Genomic DNA, 25,574 nt, shown 5'->3' with positions numbered 1-25,574 from the left:
GCGTATGATTACAATAAAAAAGGGTTTGGACCTTCCTATTGCAGGAGCTCCAACTCAGGTGATTAATGATGGTAAATCCATCACTAAAGTCGCCTTGCTTGGCGAAGAGTACGTTGGTATGCGTCCTACGATGCATGTCCGCGTGGAAGATGTAGTAAAAAAAGGTCAGGTTCTTTTTGCTGATAAAAAGAATCCAGGCGTTATTTTTACTGCTCCAGTAAGTGGTAAGGTTATTGAAATTAACCGTGGTGCGAAGCGTGTACTTCAATCTGTAGTAATTGCAGTTGAAGGCGAAGAGCAGGTTACTTTTAATAGCTATGCAGCGAATGAACTAGTGTCTCTTGATCGTGAAACGATTAAAACACAACTGGTTGATTCTGGTGCATGGACTGCATTACGTACTCGTCCGTTCAGCAAGGTTCCAGCGATCGATTCTGAAACAAAGGCTATCTTTGTTACTGCTATGGATACTAATCCTTTAGCAGCTGATGCAGAAGTGATCATTAACCAACAAGAAGAGGCTTTTGTTGCAGGCTTAGACTTATTATCTGTATTAACAGGTGAGAAAGTATATGTATGTAAAAAAGGCGGTAGCTTACCTCGCTCTTCTCAAAAGAATGTTGAAGAACATGTATTCGATGGCCCGCATCCAGCTGGTCTAGCAGGTACACACATGCACTTCTTGTATCCTGTAGATACAAAGAATGTAGCATGGAGCATTGGCTACCAAGATGTGATCGCATTTGGTCAACTTTTCTTAACGGGTGAAATTTACTCAGATAGAATCGTATCTTTAGCTGGTCCTGCAGTAAATAATCCTCGTTTAGTTCGTACTATTACTGGTGCTAGCTTACTTGAATTGACTGACAGTGAAGTGATGCCTGGTGAAGTACGTGTTATCTCTGGCTCAGTACTTAACGGTACTCAAGCTTCAGGTCCTCACGCTTATCTTGGTCGTTACCATCAACAAGTTTCTGTTCTTCGTGAAGGACGTGAAAAAGAGTTGTTTGGTTGGGCTGTTCCTGGCAAAAACAAGTTCTCAGTAACTCGTTCTTTCCTAAGCCATGTATTCTCAGGTCAAGTATTTAACATGACGACAACTACTAACGGTAGTGATCGTGCAATGGTACCAATCGGTAGTTACGAGCGTGTAATGCCATTAGATATGGAACCAACAATGTTATTACGTGATCTTTGTGCTGGCGATGTTGACAGTGCAGCACGTCTAGGTGCATTAGAATTAGATGAAGATGATCTAGGTCTATGTACATATGTGTGCCCTGGTAAATATGAGTATGGTCCAATGCTTCGTGAGATCTTGGATACCATCGAGAAGGAAGGGTAATTGATGAGCCTTTTAAATTTATTTGAAAAAGTTGAACATCATTTTGAACCAGGCGGTAAATATGAGAAGTGGTTTGCTTTATATGAAGCAACAGCAACACTTTTCTACACACCTGGTTTAGTAACTAAAGGTGGTTCTCATGTTCGTGATAGCGTTGATTTAAAGCGTATCATGATCATGGTGTGGTTTGCGGTATTCCCAGCTACATTCTGGGGCATGTATAACGCAGGTCACCAAGCAATCGTTGCTCTTGAGCATATGTATTCTGGTGCTGAACTAGCTGCAGTTATCTCTGGAAACTGGCACTACTGGCTAACCGAAATGTTAGGCGGTACCGTAAGTTCCGATGCTGGCTGGGGCAGTAGCATGCTTCTGGGTGCTACTTACTTCTTACCTATCTACGCAACGGTATTTATCGTTGGTGGCTTCTGGGAAGTATTGTTCTGTATGGTGCGTAAGCATGAAGTAAATGAAGGCTTCTTCGTTACTTCTATTCTGTTCGCATTGATCGTTCCACCAACACTTCCTTTATGGCAAGCAGCGTTAGGTATTACCTTCGGTGTTGTTGTTGCTAAAGAGATTTTTGGCGGTACTGGTCGTAACTTCCTTAACCCAGCACTTGCGGGTCGTGCATTCTTATTCTTTGCATACCCAGCTCAAATTTCAGGTGATGCGGTTTGGACTGCAGCTGATGGCTTCTCTGGTGCAACAGCACTTAGTCAATGGGCGCAAGGTGGTCAAGGTGGTTTAGTTAATACAATTACTGGCAACACTATCTCTTGGATGGATGCGTTTATTGGTAATATTCCGGGTTCAATTGGTGAGGTTTCGACTCTTGCTCTGATCCTTGGTGGCCTAATGATCGTTTATATGCGTATTGCATCTTGGCGTATTATTGCGGGTGTTATGATCGGTATGGTTGCAGTGTCAACACTGTTTAACCTGATCGGCTCTGATACAAACGCAATGTTTAGCATGCCTTGGCATTGGCACCTAGTTTTAGGTGGTTTTGCGTTTGGTATGATCTTTATGGCTACAGACCCTGTATCGGCATCGTTTACCAGTAAAGGTAAGTGGTGGTACGGTATTTTAATTGGTGCTATGGCTGTAATGATCCGTGTAGTTAACCCTGCATACCCAGAAGGTATGATGTTAGCTATTCTGTTTGCAAACCTATTTGCTCCACTGTTTGATAACCTTGTAGTTGAAGGTAACGTGAAACGGAGACTAAAACGCTATGGCAAGTAATAACGATAGCATTAAAAAAACACTCGGTGTTGTTATTGGTTTGAGCTTAGTGTGTTCAATCATCGTATCAACTGCTGCTGTTGTTCTTAAACCTAAGCAGCAAGCTAATGCCGTGCTAGATAAGCAAAGCAAAATCATTCAAGTTGCTGGTGTTACTGGTGAAGGCTCAGTTCCTGAGTTGTTCGCTGCAAACATTGAGCCTCGTCTTGTTGATTTCAAAACGGGTGATTTTGTTGACGGTGATGCAGCAACTTACGATCAACGTAAAGCGGCTAAAGATCCAAAACAATCAATTAAGTTAACTGCTGAACAAGATAAAGCAAACATTATTCGTCGTGCTAACGTAGGTGTTGTTTACCTAGTTAAAGATGGCGATAACGTGTCTAAAGTTATTATCCCTGTTCACGGTACTGGCTTATGGTCAATGATGTATGCATTTGTTGCTGTTGAGACTGATGGTAACACTGTTGCTGGTATTACTTACTACGACCAAGCGGAAACTCCGGGACTTGGTGGTGAAGTAGAAAACCCAACGTGGCGTGCACAATTTGTAGGTAAGAAACTGTATGATGCAAATCATAACCCTGCAATTAAGATTGTTAAAGGCGGTGCTCCAGCAGGTTCTGAACACGGTGTTGATGGTCTTTCTGGTGCAACTCTAACTGCTAATGGTGTTCAACACACATTTGACTTCTGGTTAGGTAATGATGGCTTCGGTCCTTTCCTTACTAAAGTTCGTAATGGAGAACTGAACTAATGGCTAATGCTAAAGAAATTAAAAAGAGCATTTTAGCGCCGGTGTTGGATAACAACCCGATCGCGCTTCAAGTTCTTGGTGTATGTTCGGCTCTAGCTGTAACTACTAAACTTGAAACGGCTTTTGTTATGACTTTAGCGGTAATATTTGTTACTGCTTTATCTAACTTATTCGTTTCGCTAATTCGTAACCACATGCCAAACAGCGTTCGTATCATCGTTCAGATGGCGATCATTGCTTCTTTGGTAATAGTTGTTGACCAAGTATTGAAAGCATATCTATACGATATATCTAAACAGCTTTCAGTATTTGTAAGCTTGATCATTACAAACTGTATTGTAATGGGTCGTGCTGAAGCGTTCGCAATGAAGTCTGCACCACTTCCATCATTTATCGATGGTATTGGTAACGGTCTTGGTTACGGTTTTGTATTGATGACTGTTGCATTTTTCCGTGAGCTTTTAGGTTCAGGTAAACTGTTTGGTGTTGAGGTTCTTCCACTTGTTTCTAACGGTGGTTGGTATCAACCAAACGGCATGATGCTTCTAGCACCATCTGCATTCTTCTTAATTGGTTTTATGATTTGGGCTATCCGTATCATCCGACCTGAACAAGTAGAAGCGAAGGAGTAAGGTCGAAATGGAACATTATATTAGTTTACTTGTTAAATCGATCTTCATCGAAAACATGGCGCTTTCATTTTTCCTAGGTATGTGTACTTTCTTAGCTGTGTCTAAGAAAGTAAAAACATCGTTTGGTCTTGGTGTTGCAGTAGTTGTTGTACTTACAATTGCTGTACCTGTGAACAACCTTGTTTATACTTACTTACTGAAAGAAAATGCGATTGTAGCGGGTGTTGATTTAACATTCCTTAGCTTTATTACCTTCATCGGTGTTATCGCAGCACTTGTACAAATCTTAGAAATGATCTTAGATCGCTTCTTCCCACCTTTGTACAATGCGCTAGGTATCTTCCTTCCGTTAATCACAGTTAACTGTGCAATTTTCGGTGGTGTATCTTTCATGGTACAGCGTGACTATAACTTTGCTGAATCTGTAGTATACGGTTTTGGTTCTGGTATCGGTTGGATGCTGGCTATCGTAGCACTTGCTGGTATTCGTGAAAAAATGAAATATTCAGATGTACCTCCAGGTCTTCGTGGCCTAGGTATTACTTTCATTACAGTAGGTTTAATGGCGTTAGGCTTTATGTCTTTCTCTGGTGTTCAACTGTAGGGTAAGCACCCAATAATAAGGAATAACAAATGCAAAGCATTATTCTTGGTGTAGCGATGTTTACCATTATTGTATTGGCTTTAGTGTTAGTGATTTTATTCGCTAAATCTAAGCTAGTACCATCAGGTGACATTACTATCTCTGTAAACGGCGATGCTGATAAAGCAATCATTACACAGCCTGGTGGTAAATTACTAAGTGCTCTTGGTAGCGCGGGTATTTTCGTATCATCTGCATGTGGCGGTGGTGGCTCTTGTGGTCAGTGTCGTGTGAAAGTGAAATCTGGTGGTGGTGATATTCTACCTACAGAGCTTGATCACATTTCAAAAGGTGAGGCTCGTGAAGGTGAGCGTCTAGCATGTCAAGTTGCAATGAAAACTGACATGGAAATTGAACTTCCTGAAGAAATCTTTGGTGTTAAAAAGTGGGAATGTACTGTTATTTCTAATAACAACGAAGCGACTTTCATCAAAGAATTAGCACTTGCTATCCCTGATGGTGAAGAAGTTCCATTCCGTGCTGGTGGCTATATTCAAATTGAAGCTGAACCACACCACATTAAATACTCAGATTTCGATATTCCTGAAGAATATCGTGGCGATTGGGATAAGTTTAACTTATTCCGTTATGAGTCAATCGTAAATGAGCATTCGATCCGCGCTTACTCTATGGCTTCATACCCAGAAGAGAAAGGCATTATCAAGCTTAACGTTCGTATTGCAACTCCGCCACCAAATAACCCTGATGTAGCTCCTGGTGTGATGTCATCATACATCTGGTCTCTTAAAGAAGGCGACAAATGTACTATTTCTGGTCCATTTGGTGAGTTCTTTGCTAAAGACACAGATAATGAAATGGTATTCATCGGTGGTGGTGCAGGTATGGCGCCAATGCGTTCTCATATCTTTGACCAACTTTTACGCCTTAAATCTAAGCGTAAGATGTCTTACTGGTATGGTGCACGTTCTAAGCGTGAAATGTTCTATGTTGAAGATTTCGATGGCCTAGCGGCTGATAACGAAAACTTTGTATGGCACTGTGCACTTTCTGATCCAATGCCAGAAGATAACTGGGATGGTTACACAGGCTTTATCCACAACGTTCTTTATGAAAACTACTTACGTGATCATGAAGCACCTGAAGATTGTGAATACTACATGTGTGGTCCACCAATGATGAACGCTGCTGTTATCGGCATGCTGAAAGATCTTGGTGTTGAAGATGAAAACATCTTGCTAGATGACTTTGGTGGTTAATCCATTAAAGTAAAAAATATTGGCTGACTCATCACTGAGTCAGCCTTTTTTCGTATTAATGTCTCTATATAACCTGACAAAGTACAGGGATATAGGTTTTGTAAATCTATATTCCTGTGCCTTGTTGCATTATCTATATTTAATTAAGGAGTTGGCAGTGACTGTCAGTTTTACTCATTTAGTAAATAAAGTAAAAACAGCTATTTTGGTATCCTTTGCTCTAGTTCTACTTTCTGGATGTGGTGACCAACGTGAACAGGTATACCTAAATGGACCAACCATGGGTACAAGTTATAATATCAAGTTTATAGACCAAGATGGGTTACCTACCGCTGAGGCAATTCAAACAGAAGTAGATAAAAAGTTAGAATTAGTTAATGATCAAATGTCGACTTATCGTAAAGACTCAGAGCTAAGTCGTTTTAATCAAAGTACGGCTTCTACACCATTTACGGTATCAAAAGATACGGCAACAGTGATTAAAGAGGCAATGCGTCTTAATCAATTAACGATGGGAGCATTGGACGTTACTGTTGGACCTCTTGTTAATTTATGGGGATTTGGCCCAGAAGCTCGCCCAGAAGTTGTTCCTACAGATGAAGAATTAAATGCTCGTCGTGCGATTGTTGGGATTCAGCATCTTAATGTGACAGAAACAACAGTAACTAAAGACATTCCTGAGTTATATGTAGACTTATCAACGATTGCGAAAGGTTGGGGAGTTGACGTTGTTGCTAATTACTTAGAAGAGTTAGGCATCACAAATTACATGGTTGAAGTCGGCGGCGAAATGCGTGTTAAAGGCAATAACAAAGAAAATGTTGCTTGGCGTATTGCAATAGAGAAGCCATCCGTTGATGAACGAGCAATTCAAGAAATTATAGAGCCTGGCCATCACGCCGTCGCGACTTCAGGTGATTATCGTATATACTTTGAAAAAGAGGGTGTTCGTTACTCCCATATTATCAATCCAATTACGGGTAAACCAATAGCGAATAAAGTTGTCTCAGTAACAGTGCTTGATAAATCGTCGATGACTGCTGATGGATTGGCAACTGGCCTAATGGTGTTAGGTGAAGAAAAAGGCATGGAAGTCGCAAAACAACATAATATCCCTGTTTTCATGATAGTGAAGACACAAGATGGCTTTAAAGAAATCGCATCTGAAGCCTTTAAGCCTTTTTTGAAATAAGTGAGTAGATAATGAATACTTTTCTAATTACCTTTTTTGTATTTTTAGCGGTTATTGGTGCAATGGCTATTGGCTATATTGTACAACGTAAAGTCGTTAAAGGCAGCTGTGGCGGTCTTGGTGCTGTTGGTATCGATAAGGTATGTAACTGTCCTGAACCGTGTGATGCACGTAAAAAACGTGAAGCCAAAGAAGCCATCCGAGCTGAAAAATTAGCGGCGTGGGAAAAAGATCGCATCGCATAATTTTTCGTAATGATGAGTAATCTATAAATAAAAACAGCGCCTTTGAGTGCTGTTTTTTTATTTAAAGATATAAATAGTTACATTGGTATTAATTATTTGAATCTGAAATGATTCAGCGCTATCATTTAACTGTTTATTTATACAGTTGTGTTGTGTGAGCATAAATATGAAAAACTCACAGTTAAATACTGAGAAAAAAGGTCGGAAAATAATCCATATAGATATGGATTGCTTTTACGCAGCGGTAGAAATGCGAGATAACCCATTATTACGAAACGTGCCACTGGCTGTCGGTGGGCACGAAAGGCAACGTGGTGTTCTAAGCACTTGTAATTATGAAGCAAGAACATTTGGGATACGCTCAGCAATGCCAACGGGAAAAGCATTAAAACTGTGTCCTAATTTAGTCGTTGTACCCGGTCGAATGCAGGTATACAAAGAGGTCTCTCTTCATATTCACCGTATCTTTAAGCGCTATACAGATAAAATTGAACCCCTTTCATTAGATGAAGCGTATTTAGATGTAAGTGATTGCTCACTATTACACGGCTCAGCCACACTTATAGCTGAACAAATCAGAAAAGATATTTTTAATGAGTTGCAACTGACTGCTTCTGCAGGGATTGCACCACTTAAGTTTTTAGCTAAAATCGCTTCCGATCTTAATAAACCCAACGGGCAATATGTTATCACCCCAGAGAGAGTAATGAGTGAGATAAAGGGATTACCGTTAGAGAAAATTCCCGGTGTTGGTAAGGTGAGTTTAGAGCGGCTACACCAATTTGGTTTATATACGTGCAATGATGTTCAACGCTGCGAACAACGAGAGTTATTGTTAAGGTTTGGAAAAATGGGGGCTTCACTTTGGAAGCGCTCGCATGGGATTGATGAGAGAGAAGTTATTACTGAACGGAATCGAAAATCAGTAGGAGTAGAGAGAACGTTTACTCATAATATTCATTCTTTTGAAGAGTGTTGGTCGGTGATTCAGACTAAATTATACCCAGAGCTAGAAAAACGTTTACTTAAAGCGAATGGTTCTTTAGGTATTGCTAAGCAGGGGATTAAAATTAAATTTGCTGATTTTCAACAAACAACAATTGAGCATGTTCATTCCAGTCTTACCTTACCATTTTTTGAAGAGTTACTTATCGAAGTGTTAGAAAGGCAAAAGAATCGAGAAATTAGACTGATAGGAGTGAGTGTTATGCTTAAAGATAGAGAGGTTTTTCAGCAATTAAGTTTGATTTAAGAATGCACTGTAACAATAATGATGATTATGTTTGCAAAATGAGAATCAGTCGTGCGCGATAGGTTTTTATTTCTAGCGTTATTGTTACAAGCTTTTTAATTGTATGTAACATAAGCTATTTTTTGTAGAGCTGATAAAATAAGCAATATATAATCTCGTTTCAAAATTTATAAGATAATTATTATATAGAAACGGTTGTTTATGAAGTTTACAAAATGTGCATTGGCGTTAAGCTTGGTTTTTCCTGCAGTAGCGAATTCAGCTCCTTTACTTTCTTTAGATACGTTAACTAATCAAGAGAAAATTCAACAAACCAATGCATGGTTAGAGATTGATACGAAGGCTTTTCAACATAATATTGATACACTAAAACAGACCTTATCAGAAGGGACTAAAGTGTGTGCAATTATGAAAGCAGATGCTTATGGTAATGGCATTGAAGGCCTAATGGCATCAGTGATTGATCGCAACGTTGAATGCATCGGTATTACTAGTAATGAAGAAGCACGTATTGTTCGAGCTAAAGGCTTCGAAGGCGAAATTATGCGTGTACGCGCTGCAACACCAAATGAAATTCAATCAGGTCTAGAATACCAAATTGAAGAGTTAATTGGTTCAAGTGAGCAAGCTAATACCATTGCTAAATTAGCAAAAAAAAATAATACTATTATTCCAGTACACTTAGCTTTAAATGCTGGTGGTATGGGGCGTAATGGTTTAGATCTGACTCAGTTACAAGGTAAGAAAGAAGCGTTAAATATTGCGTTTAATGGTCATGTTAATATCGTTGGCATTATGACTCACTTCCCAAATGAGTCAGTTGAAGAGATCCGTACAAAGCTGAACTTATTCAAACAAGAAAGCCAATGGTTGATTGATGAAGCTCAGTTAAATCGTGAAAATATCACTCTACACGTAGCGAACTCTTACACTACAATTAACCTACCAGAAGCACATTTAGATATGGTTCGCCCTGGTGGCCTACTTTATGGTGATATGCCAAGTAATCCTGAGTATCAGCGCATTGTTCGTTTTAAAACCTCTGTAGCATCTTTAAATTACTTACCAAAAGGCAGCACTATTGGTTACAGCAGTACTTATGTATTGGGACGTGATTCTATTCTAGCTAACCTACCATTAGGTTATTCTGATGGTTATGTACGCTCTATTGGTAATAATGGCTATGTATTAATTAATGGCCAGAAAGCAAATGTAGTGGGTGTGACGTCTATGAATACCACTATGGTAGATGTTACCGATATTGCTGATGTTCAACCAGGTGATGAAGTGGTTCTTTTTGGCTCTCAAAATGAAGAGACGATTGAAACTAAAGAAATGGAAGCATTTAGCAGCCGTAGTATGCCTGAGCTATACGTTATCTGGGGTGCAACCAACCCGAAAGTATATTTATAATACCAGCTCTATTGGTATAAACAAAAACGGTCAGCATGTGCTGACCGTTTTTTTTATTAACAAGTAATAAATTATTTCTTAGGGATATTTTCTAAGATAGCTACCATTTGCTCCCAATAAAGAGCTACGGTGTCAATTTTCACTTTCTCATCTGGAGAGTGAGGGAACTTGATTGTTGGACCAAATGAAATCATATCCATTTCTGGGTAAGGCTTTTTAAATAGACCACATTCAAGACCTGCGTGAATAACCATAATATTTGGTTTATTTCCGTAAATACCTTCATAAACATCACGGAAAACATGCATGATTTCAGAATCAGCATCAGGTTTCCAACCAGGGTAAGTCCCTGAGAAAGTAACTTGTGCACCAGCTAGTTCAGCAATAGATAAAAGCATACCTTCAACCATGCAACGGCCTGAATCCATCAGTGAACGGATAAGGCATAGAATGGTAATAGAATCTTCGTCAGTGGTAATAACACCAACATTTAAAGACGTTTCTACAACACCTTCAATATCATCACTCATACGAATAACGCCGTTTGGACATGCATTAAGAGTAGCAATAAAGCATGCTTGAGTTACTGACGTTAATGTATTTTCAGTAGATGCAGCTTCATTGAGTGTAACAATATCTGTTTCAACACGGCCTAATTCTTCTTTTAATAACTCAGTATAAAAAGTGAATAATTCAGCTAGTTTCGCTTCGTTTTCAGCGGGTACGGCTACTGTTGCAAATGCTTCGCGAGGAATAGCATTGCGTAAGCTACCGCCACGGAATTCTACAAGACGTAAATTAAGCTCAGCAGCGTGTCCAGCAAGGAAGCGACCTAATAATTTGTTTGCATTACCACGGCCAGTGTGAATATCACAACCTGAATGACCACCTTTTAAGCCTTTTAGTGTAATTTGACGAGTTACATAACCACTAGGTAATGCTTCACGCTCGATATTCAATTTGATTGAACCATCAGCGCCGCCAGCACAGCCCATGTAGATCTCGCCTTCTTGCTCAGAGTCTGTGTTTAAAAGAATATCGCCTTCTAACCAACCAGCTTCTAGGCCGAAAGCACCAGTCATTCCCGCTTCTTCATCAATAGTAAGTAATACTTCTAATGGACCATGTTTAAGCTCTTTTGAAGCAAGCACAGCCAAGCAAGAAGCCATACCCATACCATTATCAGCGCCAAGAGTAGTTCCTTTAGCGGTTACCCACTCACCATCAATGTAAGGTTGAATCGGATCTTTTGTAAAGTCATGGGCGGTATCTTCATTCTTCTGTGGAACCATGTCGATATGCGCTTGAAGTACAACCCCTTTACGATCTTCCATACCCGCGGTCGCTGGTTTTTTGATAAATACATTACCAGTAGGATCACGACGTACATCTAAACCTTCACCTGTTGCCCAATCAATAATGTATTGAGCGAGCGCTTCTTCATGCTTAGAAGGGTGAGGGATAGAACAAATTTTATCGAAAAACTGCCAAAGTGGTTGAGGGGTTAGTTGACTGATCTCAGACACAAGGATCTCCTTTTGAAAGCATTATTTATTTAGAAATGCTCTATTCATTTGAGTTATTGGTTGTTAATTAAAACAAGTATACCTATGAATTTAGCTAATTACTCTGTTTGATATTGCAAATACATTATCAGAAGTCATGAAGAAAGTGCGAGAAATAGAGTTTTTTTTAATAGCAAAAATTAAAGTAATAAAATTACATAACGTTCGATACTAAAGAGAGGGTTAATTTAATAAGTGTGAGCTGTGTCATGTTTTTGTTGTAATTAAATTTCATGGTGGTATAGTTAACTCATCTGCTGTTACAGCAAGAAAGAAATGCTCAAAGGATGAGTCCGATTTATCGCCTCCAAGGAACCGAGATCAATTTTAATGTTAAAAACTATCAATTGATAAGGTGATGTTATGTTTTGTTTAAGTTCTTCAAGTTTCTGGAATCAACGCTCTGTTTATACAAGTCAATTCGTATACCCAGCTTGCTTTGGTTACTAATAAAACTTCGGTTTTATACAGTAAAGTAATACCCCTATAATTGGAATTCAATTAACCCCATTAAGGGTGACTTAATTCTCCGCCAGCCAAATCATTTGGGTGGCGTTTTTTTTATCTAAATTTTCTGCTTAAATCCCTTCAAAACCCTCATCTCTATTTTAAGATACTGACTTTAAATAAAAAAAATTAATTATTAGAATAAGGCATTCACTTTATTTACTATTTACATAGTAAAAGGGTAACTATCGCTAGAAATTCCTATAATTCCTCTTTATAATCCTCAGCCAATCGATTACGCAAACGTTTAGATTGCAATAAAAACTTTAGGGATTACTCAAATGCTTGAGAAACTATTTAAACTGAAAGAAAACGGTACGAATGTTCGTACTGAGATTATTGCAGGGTTAACCACCTTCCTAACTATGGCTTATGTTATTTTTGTTAATCCAGCTATTTTAGCTGATGCCGGTATGGATAAAGGTGCAGTATTTGTTGCAACTTGTATTGCTGCTGCAATCGGTTGTTTTATTATGGGATTTGTTGCTAATTTCCCAATTGCGCAAGCTCCTGGAATGGGACTAAACGCTTTCTTTACTTATACCGTTGTTTTAGGTATGGGGCATACATGGCAGGTTGCATTAGCGGCTGTATTTATGTCTGGTGTTCTATTTATATTATTAAGCTTGTTTAAAATTAGAGAATTGATTATTAATTCAATCCCTCTTTCTTTACGAACGGGCATCTCTGCGGGTATTGGTTTATTCCTGGCTTTTATTGCATTAAAAAATTCAGGTATCGTTGTTGATAATCCAGCAACTTTAGTTTCAATGGGAGCTATTAACGGTTTTCCTGCTGCAATGGGGGCATTGGCTTTCTTTTTAACGATTGCATTGGTTCATCGTGGTTATAAAGCTGCTGTAATGATCGCTATTTTAGCTGTTACTGCTATCTCATTACTTTTCGGTGATGTTCAATACGCAGGCATCATGTCAATGCCACCAAGTATCGCACCAACATTTTTACAATTAGATTTTTCTAGTGCGTTCGAACTGAGCATGTTGACTGTTGTTTTTGCTTTCTTGTTTGTTGATTTATTTGATACAGCAGGGACTTTAGTTGGTGTGTCTCAGAAAGCGGGCATCATGGATAAAGATGGAAATATCCCTCGTTTAAATAAAGCATTATTAGCTGACTCAACAGCGACTTCTGTTGGTGCTTTATTAGGCACATCAAATACAACATCTTATATTGAAAGTGTTTCTGGTGTTGCTGCTGGGGGGCGAACAGGCTTAACTGCTGTTGTTGTTGGTGTATTATTTCTTCTTGCACTGTTTTTCTCACCTTTAGCAGGCATGGTTCCAGCTTATGCAACCGCTGGTGCATTGTTTTATGTAGCAATTTTAATGATGTCAGGTCTTGTTAGCATTGATTGGCGAGATCTTACTGAAGCAGCCCCTGTTGTTGTGGTATGCTTACTAATGCCTTTAACCTTCTCTATTGCTGATGGCATTTCTTTAGGCTTTATCTCTTATGCGGCAATTAAATTGCTAAGTGGTAAAGGCCGTGATGTTCACATCAGTGTTTGGGTTCTTGCTGCACTATTCACGCTGAAATTTATTTTTACGGCATAGTCTGTTGTCTATGCTTTTTAGAGGTTTTGTCTATTATGGCTAACAAATTTGTAATCACTTGGGACAACATGCAGATGTATACTCGCCAGCTTGCTGAGCAGTTACTTCCTGCGGAACAATGGAAAGGTATTTTGGCGGTGAGCCGTGGTGGTTTAGTTCCTGCTGCTATCTTAGCTCGTGAGTTAAATATACGTTATGTTGATACGGTATGTATCTCAAGCTATGACCATGATCATCAGCGTGACATGACAGTGGTTAAAGCAATGGAAGGTGACGGTGAAGGCTTTATCATCATTGATGATCTTGTTGATAGCGGTGATACAGCGGTTAAATTACGTGAAATGTATCCTAAAGGTAAACTAGTAACTGTATGTGCTAAGCCTGCAGGAATGCACTTAGTGGATACTTACATTGTAGATATCCCACAAGATACGTGGATTGAACAACCATGGGATATGGCGGTAACATACGTTGATCCTATTGCGAAAAAATAATCGCAAGTTAATTGATTAATGGTCCTTAAATAGGACCATTTTTTTTGCCTTGAATTTGATTTTATTACACTCTACGTATTTCTTATTTCTCTTTCAGTATATAGTAATGGCTATGAACCTTTGTATTAGTGGTAGTTGATATATGACTCAGCCTGAAAGTGAAAACCTCTCCGTTAAATTATTTAAAAATAATAAACAAGCCTTAGAAACCTCAGGCCTTGTTCCTTATCTTCCAAGCAGTGCAGAGCAAATATCTTCTAATATTCATGATCGTCGTTGGTATCGAGAGTTGCGTCGACCTCAATGGATTTGGCAAGGTGTAGAGCCGATAGAGTTAGAATTACTGCTTGCTCGAATTGCGAACAGTAACAAACATAGAACTCGTGATGAATGGTTAGATACCGTCAGTGGCTATCACTCTGGTAATTGGGCTTATGAGTGGATTCACGCAGGAATGGATCACCAAAAAAGAGCTGCTGATCTGAAAGGAAATGAAGCCGCGGAGGAGCTCTTTAAAGCCAGTCTTTATTTTAGTATTGCCGGATATCCGCATATAAAAGGGGATAATCTTGCAACTCAAGCTCAGGTTCTTGCCAATCAAGCGTATGAGATGGCAGCAAAAGAATCGTCTCATCGAGTAGAGAAAATATTTGTTCCTTATCAGGGACGAAAAATCACCTGTTATTTGCACCTGCCAAGCACAGAAAAGCCCTTGCCTGTAGTGATTGTCAGTGGAGGGATGGATTCATTACAAACTGACATGTGGCGTTTGTATCGTGATTTTCTAGCGCCAAACAATATCGCAATGTTAACGCTAGACATGCCATCGCTTGGTCATAGTTCTCATTGGCCTTTGACTGAAGATTCTAGTTGTTTACACCAGGCTGTGCTTAACCATTTGCCAAATATCCCATGGGTAGACCGTTTTCATGCTGCGGTTATGGGTTTTCGATTTGGAGGTAATGTTGCATTACGTCTCTCCTTTTTGGAACCAAGCAGGTTAAAGGCTTGTGTAGCCTTAGGCGCTCCAATTCATAATATATTATCAGATTCCGCTTCCTTGAAAAAAATGCCTAAGATGTATTTGGATGTATTGGCTTCTCGACTAGTAAAGCAAGTTGTTGATATCAATAGCCTCACAAGTCAAATGCAGGCTTGGTCATTAAAGAATCAAGGTTTTTTATCTGGAGGAAGAAAAACACCAGTATCGATCCTTTCGATTGGATTACAAGGTGATCCTGTTTCACCAAAGTCGGATAATAAGTTGGCATCTTTATTTAGCCAATATGGCAAAGGGATTGAATTAAAAAGTAAGACCTTGCATAGTGGCTACGAAGAGGCACTAAATCAGATGATTGAGTGGATAAAAGAAGAGATGAAGCAATAATCTGACTTTTTATCCATCTTATTAAAGTGAAATGTTATTAAATGCTATTTTAGGCTTGTACTGTTCTGATTTGCTTGCTAAAAGTAGTTACAGTTATTCCAATTATATTACGATGATTATCGTCGTAATAATCACATCATTTATTAAGTAAAATAGGTAGTAGGGAATTGAATACACAATCTCAAACCATAGTCGTTAAACTTGGTACAAGTGTACTCACAGGTGGCACATTAAAATTAGACAGAGCACACATGGTTGAGTTAGTTCGCCAATGTGTTCAGCTAAAAAAAGCTGGCCATCAGGTTATTGTTGTTACGTCTGGGGCTATTGCCGCTGGTCGTGAGCATCTTAACTATCCCGAGCTACCCAAAACCATGGCCAATAAGCAGTTACTGGCTGCTGTTGGTCAAAGTTGCTTAATTCAAGCATGGCAGAGTTTATTTGGTATTTATGGTGTTGATGTAGGTCAAATGCTACTTACCCGTGCAGATTTAGATGACCGTGAGCGTTATTTAAATGCACGAGATATGCTAACTGCTCTACTTAAAAATAACATTGTGCCTATTGTTAACGAAAACGACGCAGTAGCAACCAATGAAATTAAAGTGGGTGATAACGATAATCTTTCTGCGTTAGTGGGTATTTTAGCTGGAGCAGATAAATTACTGTTATTAACAGACCAATCAGGTTTGTTTACGGCTGATCCACGTAAAGATCCAAAAGCAGAACTGATTAAAGAAGTTCATACTATCGATGAAACACTGCGCAAGATTGCTGGTGGCAGTGGTACCACGTTAGGTACTGGTGGTATGGCAACTAAGCTACAAGCCGCTGATGTGGCACGTCGAGCAGGTATTGAAGTAATTATCGCAGCAGGTAGTGCTGAAAATGTAATTACTGATGTTGTGAACTCTAAGCCTCAAGGTACGAAGTTCTTACCTGTTGAGTGTGCTTTAGAAAGCCGTAAACGTTGGATCTTGGCTGGACCTCCATCAAAAGGCAGTATTGTTATTGATGATGGCGCAGTAAATGCGGTTCAACAAAAAGGCAGTAGCTTATTAAGTAAAGGTATTACTGAGGTTTCTGGTCACTTTATTCGTGGTGGCGTAGCCAAAATTGTTAATACAAAAGGCGAATTAATTGCTCGTGGTATTTCACGTTATTCGAGTGATGATTTGTCTAAGATTTTAGGAAAACACAGTCAGGATATTTACGCAGTATTAGGCTACGAATATGGCCCTGTAGCTATCCATCGTGATGATTTAGTACTGATTTAGTAAAAGGATATATTGTGAATTTAACAACTATGGGTCAAGCAGCAAAAGCCGCTGCATTTGACTTAGCTGTTGCTCCAACAGCACAAAAGAACAAGGCGCTTGCTATTATTGCCGATGAGCTAGAAGCAAATAAAGACGCTATATTAGCTGCTAACGCAAAAGATATTAAAGCTGCTGTTGAAGCGGGTATTTCAGATGCAATGCAAGATCGTCTATTACTCACTGAAGAGCGTTTAGTTGGTATTGCTAATGATGTACGTAATGTTATTAGTTTAAACGATCCTGTTGGCAGTGAAATTGACAGTAAAGTCCTTGAAAATGGGATGTCATTATCTCGTCGTCGTGTGCCAATTGGGGTTATCGGTGTTATCTATGAAGCACGCCCAAATGTAACGATTGATATCGCTTCTTTGTGTTTAAAAACAGGTAATGCCAGTATTTTACGTGGTGGTAAAGAGACTTTCTTCTCCAATATGGAGTTAGTTAAGGTTATCCAAGTTGCTTTAGAAAAAGCAGGGTTACCAGCAGCATCTGTTCAATACATTGAAAAACCAGATCGTGAGTTAGTATCACAGCTTCTAACGATGGATGATTATGTTGATATGATTATTCCACGTGGTGGCGCTGGTTTACACAAAATGTGTAAAGAAAACAGCTCTATTCCTGTGATCATCGGTGGATTTGGTATTAGCCATGCGTTTGTTGATGAAAGCGCGGATTTAGAAAGAGCCTTAGTAGTTGTTGATAATTCAAAAGCTCAACGTCCATCTGCGTGTAATGCGTTAGATACGCTATTGGTTCATGAGGCGGTAGCACCACAGTTTTTAGCACTACTTGCCGATAACATGGCAGGCCGTGTTGAGTTAGTTGCAGAGCCTAAAGCGTACGCATTATTAAAAGATTTTGAAGGCGTATCATTACGTGAAGCACAAGAAGGTGATTTTGATACAGAATGGCTCAGCTATACATTGGGCGTTAAAGTGGTGGCTGATGTGAATGAGGCTGCAGCACATATGCAAAAGCATAATGCGAGCCATTCAGACACCATCTTAACTAACAACATTGAATCCGCTGAGAAGTTTATTAATACGGCTGGATCTGCTGCGGTATACGTAAATGCATCAACACGCTTTACTGATGGCGCTCAGTTTGGTTTAGGTGCAGAAGTTGCGGTATCAACTCAGAAGCTTCATGCACGTGGTCCTATGGGCTTAGAAGAGCTAACAAGCTATAAATGGGTTGGTAAAGCAGATTACCTAATTCGTAGTTAATTACTCTTCAATTAGCATCTAGCAAATAAATAAAAAGGTTGACGCCAAAACGTCAACCTTTTTTCATTTCCTGAATCCTGAATCCTGAATCCTGAATCCTGAATCCTGAATCCTGAATCCTGAATCCTGAATCCTGAATCCTGAATTACTTAACTTCTTCGCCTTTAGCTTGAAGATCAGCATGGTAAGAAGAGCGAACAAAAGGCCCACAAGCAGCGTGAGTAAATCCAAGCTCTAGCGCGATCTCTTTTAACTCATCAAACTCAGCTGGTGGAACGTAGCGCTCAACAGGTAAGTGGTGGCGACTTGGTGCTAAGTATTGACCTAATGTCAGCATTGTCACACCATGAGCTCGTAAATCTTTTAGGACTTCAACGATTTCTTCTTTCGTTTCACCTAATCCCATCATCACACCAGATTTTGTCGGAACTTCAGGATGTTGTTCTTTGAATTTCTTCAATAGATCAAGAGACCATTGGTAGTTCGCGCCTGGGCGTACTTTACGGTAAAGACGAGGAGCCGTTTCTAAGTTATGGTTGAAAACATCTGGTGGGTTATCGATCATTGCTTCTAATGCACGATCCATACGACCACGGAAATCAGGTACTAAAGTTTCAATTCGGATTTCAGGATTTAGTTCACGGATTTCACGGTTACAATCCGCAAAGTGTTGTGCGCCGCCATCACGTAAGTCGTCACGGTCAACTGAAGTAATAACCACATACTTCAACTTCATATCTTGTATTGTTTTTGCTAATTTTTTTGGTTCTTCAGTTTCAGGAGCCACAGGACGACCATGGGCAACATCACAGAAAGGACAACGGCGAGTACAAATAGCACCTAAGATCATAAAGGTCGCAGTACCGTGGTTAAAACATTCTGCTAAGTTAGGGCAAGACGCTTCTTCACAAACAGAATGAAGATTGTTTTTACGCATTGCAGATTTAATCTCATCAATACGTTTACTGCTTGATGGCAGTTTGATCTTCATCCAATCTGGTTTACGTAATACTTCTGTTTTTTCTGTTGGCATATTTTTAACTGGAATTAGAGCCATTTTATCGGCATCGCGGTATTTCACGCCTTTTTCCATTTGAATTGGCTTACTCATGATCGCTGCTTTCCGTTAAGTACTCGATATCTGTGTAATCAAGTAATGTTGTTAATTCTTTAATCAGTAGAGGATGAACATCTTCAACGTGTTCTGCTTTATTCTCTACTTTATCATCTTCTTTTAATAAGTCGTGCAGTTGTGCCATTTCCATTCCAGCATAACCACAAGGGTTAATACGAAGGAAAGGAGACAGGTCCATATTTACATTTAGTGCTAATCCATGGAATGAACACCCTTTTCGAATGCGTAATCCAAGTGAGCATATCTTTTTATTATCAACATACACGCCCGGAGCATCAGGTCGTGCTGCAGACACTACACCAAATTGTTGTAGCGTATTTATTACCGTATTTTCAATATGCGTTACTAATTCACGAACGCCTGTATTTTTACGGCGTAAGTTGATCAGAACATAAGCAACTAGTTGACCTGGCCCATGATAGGTGACTTGTCCACCACGATCACTTTTTACTATTGGAATGTCTCCAGCAGCAAGTACGTGCTCTTCTTTACCAGCTTGTCCTTGAGTAAATACAGGGTTATGTTCTACCAACCACACTTCGTCGCATGTATTTTCATCACGCTCATCAGTAAAAGTATGCATTGCTTTCCATACCGGTTCATAATCTTGTCGGCCAAGGTTTTTAACAACGAGACGCTTGTTCAATAGGATCACACTTGATTTGAAAATTTGCGTTAATGATAGCAAGGATAGAAAGGAAGGAATAGATAAGAAATGTAGGGGTATATCAAAAATAGCAGAAGGCGGGCACTATTTATCTCTAAAAAATGCCCTGTATCTGATTATAAAACCATACGAACGATTTCAATCTCAGCTAACTCTTTGTATAGCGTTTCTACTTGCTCAATAGATGTAGCAGTAATGCTTACTGATACAGAGTGGTAGTTACCTTTGCCACTTGGTTTTACTGCTGGAGTATAATCGCCAGGTGCATGACGTTGAATTACCTCAAGAACAAGTTCAGGCAGTTGTTCATGAGCAAGGCCAACGGCTTTATAAGTAAATTTACATGGGAATTCTAGAAGATCTTTTAGCTTTGATTGCTCTTGCATAACCGTCTCCAATCGAGAGTGGATAAATAGTAAGAAGGAATTTTACTGTGACCTAAGTCAGATAACAAGAGAAATAAAAAAAGGTGGCCAAAGCCACCTTTTATTTATTGATTACTCAGTTATCAGCTTAACCAACCTTTGAACATTAATACGATGTAATCGATAAGACGACTAAAGATACCACCTTCTTCAACATCATTTAATGCCAACAGTGGGTATTCAGCAATGTCTTCACCATCTACTTGGTAGAAAAGCTTACCAACAACATCACCTTTGTAGATAGGTGCTTCAAGCGTTTTTTCTAATACAAAGCTTGCTGTCATTTTCTTCGCTTGACCACGAGGAAGCGTTACATAAGTATCTTCAGCAACACCTAGAGCGACTTCGTCAGTACTACCCATCCATACTTTTTCAGTTACGAATGTTTCGTTTGCTTTGTGTGGTGACACTGTTTCGAAGAATCGGAAGCCGTAATTAAGCAGTTTTTTACTTTCTGCTTTACGTGCATTGCTTGATTTAGTGCCCATAACTACAGCAACTAAACGCATTTTCCCTTCGGTAGCAGAGCTTACCAGATTATAACCGGCACCGTCAGTGTGGCCAGTTTTAATACCATCAACATTCATGCTCTTATCCCATAACAGACCATTACGGTTGTATTGGGTAATTCCATTGTAAGTGAATGATTTTTCAGAATATACACGATATTCTTCTGGTACATCACGGATTAATGCTTGTCCGATTAATGCCATATCATAAGGCGTAGAGTATAGATCATCGCTATCTAGACCGTGCACATTACCAAAATGGGTATTTTCAAGTTTTAATGTACGTCCCCAAGCGTTCATTAGATCCACAAAAGCATCTTCAGAACCAGCTACATGTTCAGCCATAGCCACACAAGCATCATTACCTGATTGAACGATGATACCCATGTTTAGGTCTCGAACTTTAACTGTGCTGCCAACTTCAATAAACATTTTTGAAGAACCAGGGAAGTTTTTAGCCCACGCATTTTTACTGATAACCACATCGTCATCCATCGAAATATTGCCACTTTCGATTTCTTGGCCGATAACATAACTTGTCATCATTTTAGTTAAACTTGCTGGGTTCATTCGCTCATTCATGTTCTTTTCAGCAAGAACTTTGCCTGAGTGATAATCCATCAGTACATAACCCTTCGCAGCAATTTGCGGAGCGTTTGGGATGACGGCTGGTGCAGCAACTGCAACACTAGAGCCAAGAATAAAGCTGGATAAAATAATTCGTTTTAACTGTTTCGCTGATTTTTTCATAATAATAACTTTTGCACTGTGAGGTAGTGAAACTGCATACATAATAGCAGATTTGAATATCATGACCAGATGTGTAATTAAATAACTGATTTTATATGAAAAGATAGCTAATAAAATGCATGGGATATGAAACTATATTAAAAGCTATCTTATTGTTATATAAAGACAATGGTGCATTTGATTAGTTCAACTAATATTTGCATTGTAAATGAGGGTAGATATCTGGTTACAATATTTACGTAACACTGACATTTAAGCTCATTATTTTTTTGCTTCTTGAAGAATAAAAGCAGATGAATAGCGACTGTTTTTTGCTTTTAACAGGGTACTATCGGCAAGATCACGATCAAGAAATGGTCCTAAACGAACCCGAAATACGGAATCCGATTTTACTATGTTGGTGGGAGCATCAAATTGCTTTTGTAATTGTAAAGCTGCTTTTTTTGCGCTGTCTTCATTTTTTACAGCAACCATTTGAATATGATATTGGTTTGGATCGATGGCATGCCAATCTTGAGGGTTGGTTGGTTTTTCAACAGAAACATATTCAATTTTTACATTTGCTGTTCCTGTTTTAATCACATCAAGTTTTGTGGCTGCGGCAAAACTTAAATCAATAATACGCCCGTCATGAAATGGCCCTCTATCATTTACTCTGACAATCGCTGTCTTGCCGTTATCTTTGTTCGTCACTTTGACATAACTTGGGATAGGCAGTGTTTTATGGGCTGCACTCATTGAGTACATATCATATACCTCTCCATTAGAGGTTTTGTGGCCGTGGAATTTCTTACCATACCAAGAACTTATGCCCTCTTGAGTAAAGCCTTTTGGTTTTTTTACAATCGGATAATCTTTACCTAGTAACGTATAGTCTTTATTTCCTGAAAGGCTTTTAGGCTCATAGCGAGGGTGAGCATCTTCAATGTGCTTAACTGATATTGGCGAGTCAGGTGCAATATCACTGTCTATTTGATAACGACCGGCATTAGGATCTTCTTGATTTACTGGTGGCTCAGAAGCACAACCTACTAATATAAGAGAGATAGTAAGTAACAGAATACGCATTAATTAACCTTAGAGTGAACATTTCTATGAGTATGGATTGACATTAATATGCCGAAACCGGCCATTAAAGTAACCATGGAAGTACCACCATAACTTACTAAAGGAAGTGGAACGCCAACGACAGGTAAAATACCACTTACCATACCAATATTAACAAAAATATAGACGAAGAAACTTAAGACAACACTGCCCCCCATCATTCGACCAAAGGCTGTTTGAGCTTTACTTGCTAAAAAGAGTCCGCGACCAATGATGAATAAATAAATGGATAAAAGGGCGATAACACCAATCAAGCCCCATTCTTCAGCGATTACAGCAAAAATAAAGTCGGTGTGACGTTCAGGAATAAATTCCAATTGAGACTGAGTTCCGTGAAGCCACCCTTTACCGACTAAACCACCAGAACCGATTGCAATTTTAGATTGGATAATGTGATACCCTGCACCGAGTGGATCGGACTCTGGGTTGAATAAGGTTTGCACTCGAACTTTCTGATAAGGTCGCATTAAAAAGAACCACAGAATAGGAATGAATGCACCTACGGCTATAGCGGCTGCTGAAATTATTTTCCAGCTAATTCCCGCCAAGAAAATAACAAAAATACCTGATGCGGCAATCAAAATTGATGTACCTAAATCAGGTTGTTTAGCAATCATGATCGTTGGGATAAACACCATTAATAATGCGCAAAACAGTGTTTTAATTGTGGGTGGAAGAGGTTGATTACCAATATAGCGAGCCACCATTAAAGGAACGGCTAGCTTAATAAGTTCTGAGGGCTGAAAACGAACAAAGCCGAAATTAAGCCATCGCTGTGCCCCTTTAGAGGCTTCACCAAAAAAAAGCACGCCAAGTAATAAAATAATACCAAGGGTGAATAAATAGGGAGCTGCAGCTTCATAAGCTCTTGGCGATATTTGAGCTAAAAGCAGCATGACTCCAAGTGACAAGAGCATTCGCATTGCTTGCTTATCCATCATTAATAGACTTTTACCACTGGCGCTATACATTATCATTAATGCTGCTGCCATAAGGGTTAATATCCCCATTAATAGGGGTAAATCTAAATGGAAACGGTGGAAAAAATCACGATTCTTTCCTGAAGCAATATCAACTCTCATTACTTTTTAGTCACCTCTTCTGATTTTGGCAGTAATACATAATCAAATACATTCCTTGCAATTGGTCCACCCTGACTTGAACCACCACCACCATTTTCAAGAACAAGAGATACAATAACTTTTGGATCTTTTGCTGGAGCAAAGCCGGTAAATAAAGCGTGATCTCTTAAGTGTTCAGCTATTTCGTCGGCGTTATACTCTTGGTCTTCTTTTAATCCAAAGACCTGAGATGTACCTGATTTACCTGCGCTCACATAAGGCGTTCCAGCAAAAGCACGCCTTGCTGTCCCCATTCGACCATTATTAACCAGAATCATGCCATCAATGGCTAATTGCCAATAGCTATCTTTTACCCCAGAGATTGGTGGATACGGCTCAGGTTCAAAAGGCATTTCATGCTGGCCATCAATAATTGCTTTTAGCAAATGAGGTGCTTGTACTTTACCGTGATTGGTAAGTACAGCTGTAGCTTTAGCTATTTGCATTGGCGTTGCTGTCCAATATCCTTGACCGATGCCTACCGGAATTGTATCGCCTTGATACCAAGGGGTTCTAAAGCGTGCCACTTTCCAATCGCGAGTCGGCATGTTGGCTTTACTTTCTTCATGAATATCGATGCCGGTGTAATCACCAAACCCAAACTTCATCATCCACGTTGAAAGTTTATCGATCCCCATATCAAAAGAGATTTGATAGAAAAAAGTATCTACAGATTCTTCAATTGATTGCTTTAAGTTAACCGTTCCATGCCCCCAGCGTTTCCAGTCTCTAAATAGTTTGGTTTTAGAATTAGGAATACGCCAATAGCCTGGATCATTACGAGTCGTTTCGGTAGTTACTATTTTTTCTTGTAATGCTGAAACAGCAATAAATGGCTTTACTGTAGAAGCAGGTGGATAAATACCTAAAGTACTTCGGTTTACTAGTGGGCGATCTGGGTTATTTAATAATGAATTATAATTTTTACTAGAAATACCATGCACAAATAAGTTTGGATCATAACTAGGGCTTGAGACCATCGCTAATACAGCACTGGTTTTCGGCTCTAGTACAATGGCTGAGCCGCGTCGGCCATCAAGTTGTTTTTCAACAAATTGTTGTAGCTCTACGTCTAGATTTAAGACGATATCTTTTCCTGGAATTGGTGGTACATATTTTAGTGTACGAACAATACGACCACGGCTGTTGACTTCAACTTCTTGATAACCTGCGGTTCCATGAAGGATATCTTCGTAATAACGTTCAATACCAAGTTTACCTATATCACGCGTAGCTTGATAATTTGCGTCTTTTTCTTCACGAGCTAAACGGGCTAGATCTCGATCATTAATTTTAGCAACATAGCCAAGGACGTGGGTAAAGGTTTTGCCATAAGGATAGAAGCGTTTTAAATACGCCTTAACTTCAACACCAGAGAATTTGTGTTGATTAACCGCAAAAACGGACACTTGCTCCTGAGTTAACTGGGATAAAATTGGTACAGATCTGAAACGACGAGTACGACGACGTTCTTTTTGAAAGTCATCAATATTATCCTGAGTAATCGGTAAAATACCTTGGAGCTCAGTAAGCAATAAAGGTAAATTTTTTACTTTATCAGGGGTGATTTCTAAATTAAAAACAGGGCGGTTTTCCGCAAGAGGTAAATGATTACGGTCGTAAATTAATCCTCGATTTGGTGCGATAGGAACGATTTTAATACGATTATCATTTGAGCGTGTTTTATAATCTTGAAATTCATTAATTTGGATATTGTATAAATTGGTCAATAAGATACCAATAAGTACAATGATCCCCGCAAAAGAGACAATGGCACGTGATGCAAATAATCTCGTTTCGGCGTGGTAATCACGAATTTGTGTGCGTTTGCGCTTAATCAA

General features: G+C 39.3%; 23 protein-coding genes. 15 read left to right on the top strand and 8 right to left on the bottom strand.

Features of this window, described 5'->3' with window-relative positions:
- Positions 1 to 4: 4 nt before the first annotated feature.
- The 10 genes from PVK71_RS12450 to alr all read left to right on the top strand — a co-directional run bounded on the left by PVK71_RS12450 (position 5) and on the right by alr (position 9,944).
- Positions 5 to 1,345, top strand: a complete 1,341-nt coding sequence (locus PVK71_RS12450) for a Na(+)-translocating NADH-quinone reductase subunit A (protein ID WP_130048760.1) — start codon at positions 5 to 7, stop codon at positions 1,343 to 1,345.
- Between the two features lie 3 nt (positions 1,346 to 1,348).
- Positions 1,349 to 2,593: an NADH:ubiquinone reductase (Na(+)-transporting) subunit B gene (locus PVK71_RS12445; RefSeq protein WP_130044756.1), complete on the top strand. Its 1,245-nt coding sequence runs from the start codon at positions 1,349 to 1,351 to the stop codon at positions 2,591 to 2,593.
- The gene (locus PVK71_RS12440) at positions 2,583 to 3,350 is read left to right on the top strand and encodes a Na(+)-translocating NADH-quinone reductase subunit C (RefSeq protein WP_274419257.1); all 768 of its coding nucleotides are present in this window, start codon (positions 2,583 to 2,585) and stop codon (positions 3,348 to 3,350) included. Before PVK71_RS12445 ends, PVK71_RS12440 begins: the two co-directional genes overlap by 11 nt.
- Positions 3,350 to 3,982 carry an NADH:ubiquinone reductase (Na(+)-transporting) subunit D gene (locus PVK71_RS12435; RefSeq protein WP_130044758.1) on the top strand — a complete coding sequence of 211 codons (633 nt, stop codon included), beginning with the start codon at positions 3,350 to 3,352 and terminating at the stop codon, positions 3,980 to 3,982. The genes PVK71_RS12440 and PVK71_RS12435 overlap by 1 nt, the downstream gene beginning before the upstream one ends.
- Positions 3,983 to 3,989: 7 nt before the next feature.
- A complete protein-coding gene (nqrE, locus tag PVK71_RS12430) occupies positions 3,990 to 4,586 on the top strand; it encodes an NADH:ubiquinone reductase (Na(+)-transporting) subunit E (RefSeq protein WP_061030474.1) in 597 nt (198 codons plus the stop codon).
- Between the two features lie 29 nt (positions 4,587 to 4,615).
- Positions 4,616 to 5,842, top strand: coding sequence for an NADH:ubiquinone reductase (Na(+)-transporting) subunit F (gene nqrF, locus PVK71_RS12425; protein WP_130048762.1), 1,227 nt, complete (start codon positions 4,616 to 4,618; stop codon positions 5,840 to 5,842).
- A 202-nt stretch (positions 5,843 to 6,044) separates the two neighbouring features.
- A complete protein-coding gene (locus PVK71_RS12420; RefSeq protein ID WP_443111722.1) occupies positions 6,045 to 7,034 on the top strand; it encodes an FAD:protein FMN transferase in 990 nt (329 codons plus the stop codon).
- Between the two features lie 11 nt (positions 7,035 to 7,045).
- On the top strand, positions 7,046 to 7,279 hold the full coding sequence (nqrM, locus tag PVK71_RS12415; RefSeq protein ID WP_130044761.1) for a (Na+)-NQR maturation NqrM: 234 nt from the start codon (positions 7,046 to 7,048) through the stop codon (positions 7,277 to 7,279).
- A gap of 166 nt (positions 7,280 to 7,445) precedes the next feature.
- Positions 7,446 to 8,531, top strand: a complete 1,086-nt coding sequence (gene dinB, locus PVK71_RS12410) for a DNA polymerase IV (protein ID WP_274419259.1) — start codon at positions 7,446 to 7,448, stop codon at positions 8,529 to 8,531.
- Positions 8,532 to 8,732: 201 nt separating this feature from the next.
- A complete protein-coding gene (alr, locus tag PVK71_RS12405; RefSeq protein ID WP_274419260.1) occupies positions 8,733 to 9,944 on the top strand; it encodes an alanine racemase in 1,212 nt (403 codons plus the stop codon).
- A 71-nt stretch (positions 9,945 to 10,015) separates the two neighbouring features.
- Here alr and PVK71_RS12400 read toward each other — a convergent pair whose 3' ends face one another.
- On the bottom strand, positions 10,016 to 11,470 hold the full coding sequence (locus PVK71_RS12400; protein ID WP_274419261.1) for an aminoacyl-histidine dipeptidase: 1,455 nt from the start codon (positions 11,468 to 11,470) through the stop codon (positions 10,016 to 10,018).
- An 827-nt stretch (positions 11,471 to 12,297) separates the two neighbouring features.
- Here PVK71_RS12400 and PVK71_RS12395 point away from each other — a divergent pair.
- The 5 genes from PVK71_RS12395 to PVK71_RS12375 all read left to right on the top strand — a co-directional run bounded on the left by PVK71_RS12395 (position 12,298) and on the right by PVK71_RS12375 (position 18,019).
- Positions 12,298 to 13,590, top strand: a complete 1,293-nt coding sequence (locus tag PVK71_RS12395) for an NCS2 family permease (RefSeq protein WP_274419262.1) — start codon at positions 12,298 to 12,300, stop codon at positions 13,588 to 13,590.
- 35 nt (positions 13,591 to 13,625) lie between these two features.
- Positions 13,626 to 14,084: a xanthine phosphoribosyltransferase gene (gpt, locus tag PVK71_RS12390; RefSeq protein WP_274419263.1), complete on the top strand. Its 459-nt coding sequence runs from the start codon at positions 13,626 to 13,628 to the stop codon at positions 14,082 to 14,084.
- Between the two features lie 142 nt (positions 14,085 to 14,226).
- On the top strand, positions 14,227 to 15,471 hold the full coding sequence (frsA, locus tag PVK71_RS12385) for an esterase FrsA (RefSeq protein WP_274419264.1): 1,245 nt from the start codon (positions 14,227 to 14,229) through the stop codon (positions 15,469 to 15,471).
- 167 nt (positions 15,472 to 15,638) lie between these two features.
- The gene (gene proB / locus PVK71_RS12380; protein WP_274419265.1) at positions 15,639 to 16,748 is read left to right on the top strand and encodes a glutamate 5-kinase; all 1,110 of its coding nucleotides are present in this window, start codon (positions 15,639 to 15,641) and stop codon (positions 16,746 to 16,748) included.
- 14 nt (positions 16,749 to 16,762) lie between these two features.
- Positions 16,763 to 18,019 carry a glutamate-5-semialdehyde dehydrogenase gene (locus PVK71_RS12375; RefSeq protein WP_274419266.1) on the top strand — a complete coding sequence of 419 codons (1,257 nt, stop codon included), beginning with the start codon at positions 16,763 to 16,765 and terminating at the stop codon, positions 18,017 to 18,019.
- 145 nt (positions 18,020 to 18,164) lie between these two features.
- Here PVK71_RS12375 and lipA read toward each other — a convergent pair whose 3' ends face one another.
- The 7 genes from lipA to mrdA form a co-directional block, all read right to left on the bottom strand.
- Positions 18,165 to 19,130, bottom strand: coding sequence for a lipoyl synthase (lipA, locus tag PVK71_RS12370; protein WP_274419267.1), 966 nt, complete (start codon positions 19,128 to 19,130; stop codon positions 18,165 to 18,167).
- Complete coding sequence (gene lipB, locus PVK71_RS12365) at positions 19,123 to 19,809, bottom strand: lipoyl(octanoyl) transferase LipB (RefSeq protein WP_207215693.1); 687 nt, start codon at positions 19,807 to 19,809, stop codon at positions 19,123 to 19,125. Before lipB ends, lipA begins: the two co-directional genes overlap by 8 nt.
- Before the next feature lie 128 nt (positions 19,810 to 19,937).
- Entirely contained in the window at positions 19,938 to 20,207 is a 270-nt protein-coding gene (gene ybeD, locus PVK71_RS12360; RefSeq protein ID WP_130048771.1) for a DUF493 family protein YbeD, read from the bottom strand.
- A 122-nt stretch (positions 20,208 to 20,329) separates the two neighbouring features.
- Positions 20,330 to 21,505, bottom strand: a complete 1,176-nt coding sequence (locus tag PVK71_RS12355) for a serine hydrolase (protein ID WP_130044772.1) — start codon at positions 21,503 to 21,505, stop codon at positions 20,330 to 20,332.
- Between the two features lie 261 nt (positions 21,506 to 21,766).
- On the bottom strand, positions 21,767 to 22,573 hold the full coding sequence (locus tag PVK71_RS12350) for a septal ring lytic transglycosylase RlpA family protein (RefSeq protein WP_274419268.1): 807 nt from the start codon (positions 22,571 to 22,573) through the stop codon (positions 21,767 to 21,769).
- On the bottom strand, positions 22,573 to 23,694 hold the full coding sequence (gene rodA, locus PVK71_RS12345; protein WP_274419269.1) for a rod shape-determining protein RodA: 1,122 nt from the start codon (positions 23,692 to 23,694) through the stop codon (positions 22,573 to 22,575). The genes PVK71_RS12350 and rodA overlap by 1 nt, the downstream gene beginning before the upstream one ends.
- Positions 23,694 to 25,574 carry a penicillin-binding protein 2 gene (gene mrdA / locus PVK71_RS12340; RefSeq protein ID WP_443111719.1) on the bottom strand — a complete coding sequence of 627 codons (1,881 nt, stop codon included), beginning with the start codon at positions 25,572 to 25,574 and terminating at the stop codon, positions 23,694 to 23,696. Before mrdA ends, rodA begins: the two co-directional genes overlap by 1 nt.

It is taken from the genome of Aliivibrio sp. S4MY1, assembly GCF_028765545.1.
In the GTDB taxonomy this organism is placed as follows: Bacteria; Pseudomonadota; Gammaproteobacteria; order Enterobacterales; family Vibrionaceae; genus Aliivibrio.
This window is presented reverse-complemented; position numbering and strand designations above follow the sequence as displayed.

Bases quoted from the DNA above. Each gene is read 5' to 3' on its own strand.
- rodA (WP_274419269.1), bottom strand. From the start codon at position 23,694: ATGAGAGTTGATATTGCTTCAGGAAAGAATCGTGATTTTTTCCACCGT.
- PVK71_RS12395 (WP_274419262.1), top strand. From the start codon at position 12,298: ATGCTTGAGAAACTATTTAAACTGAAAGAAAACGGTACGAATGTTCGT.
- nqrF (WP_130048762.1), top strand. From the start codon at position 4,616: ATGCAAAGCATTATTCTTGGTGTAGCGATGTTTACCATTATTGTATTG.
- ybeD (WP_130048771.1), bottom strand. From the start codon at position 20,207: ATGCAAGAGCAATCAAAGCTAAAAGATCTTCTAGAATTCCCATGTAAA.
- gpt (WP_274419263.1), top strand. From the start codon at position 13,626: ATGGCTAACAAATTTGTAATCACTTGGGACAACATGCAGATGTATACT.
- PVK71_RS12350 (WP_274419268.1), bottom strand. From the start codon at position 22,573: ATGCGTATTCTGTTACTTACTATCTCTCTTATATTAGTAGGTTGTGCT.
- PVK71_RS12355 (WP_130044772.1), bottom strand. From the start codon at position 21,505: ATGAAAAAATCAGCGAAACAGTTAAAACGAATTATTTTATCCAGCTTT.
- PVK71_RS12435 (WP_130044758.1), top strand. From the start codon at position 3,350: ATGGCTAATGCTAAAGAAATTAAAAAGAGCATTTTAGCGCCGGTGTTG.
- lipA (WP_274419267.1), bottom strand. From the start codon at position 19,130: ATGAGTAAGCCAATTCAAATGGAAAAAGGCGTGAAATACCGCGATGCC.
- nqrM (WP_130044761.1), top strand. From the start codon at position 7,046: ATGAATACTTTTCTAATTACCTTTTTTGTATTTTTAGCGGTTATTGGT.
- frsA (WP_274419264.1), top strand. From the start codon at position 14,227: ATGACTCAGCCTGAAAGTGAAAACCTCTCCGTTAAATTATTTAAAAAT.
- PVK71_RS12450 (WP_130048760.1), top strand. From the start codon at position 5: ATGATTACAATAAAAAAGGGTTTGGACCTTCCTATTGCAGGAGCTCCA.
- PVK71_RS12445 (WP_130044756.1), top strand. From the start codon at position 1,349: ATGAGCCTTTTAAATTTATTTGAAAAAGTTGAACATCATTTTGAACCA.
- dinB (WP_274419259.1), top strand. From the start codon at position 7,446: ATGAAAAACTCACAGTTAAATACTGAGAAAAAAGGTCGGAAAATAATC.
- alr (WP_274419260.1), top strand. From the start codon at position 8,733: ATGAAGTTTACAAAATGTGCATTGGCGTTAAGCTTGGTTTTTCCTGCA.
- nqrE (WP_061030474.1), top strand. From the start codon at position 3,990: ATGGAACATTATATTAGTTTACTTGTTAAATCGATCTTCATCGAAAAC.
- PVK71_RS12440 (WP_274419257.1), top strand. From the start codon at position 2,583: ATGGCAAGTAATAACGATAGCATTAAAAAAACACTCGGTGTTGTTATT.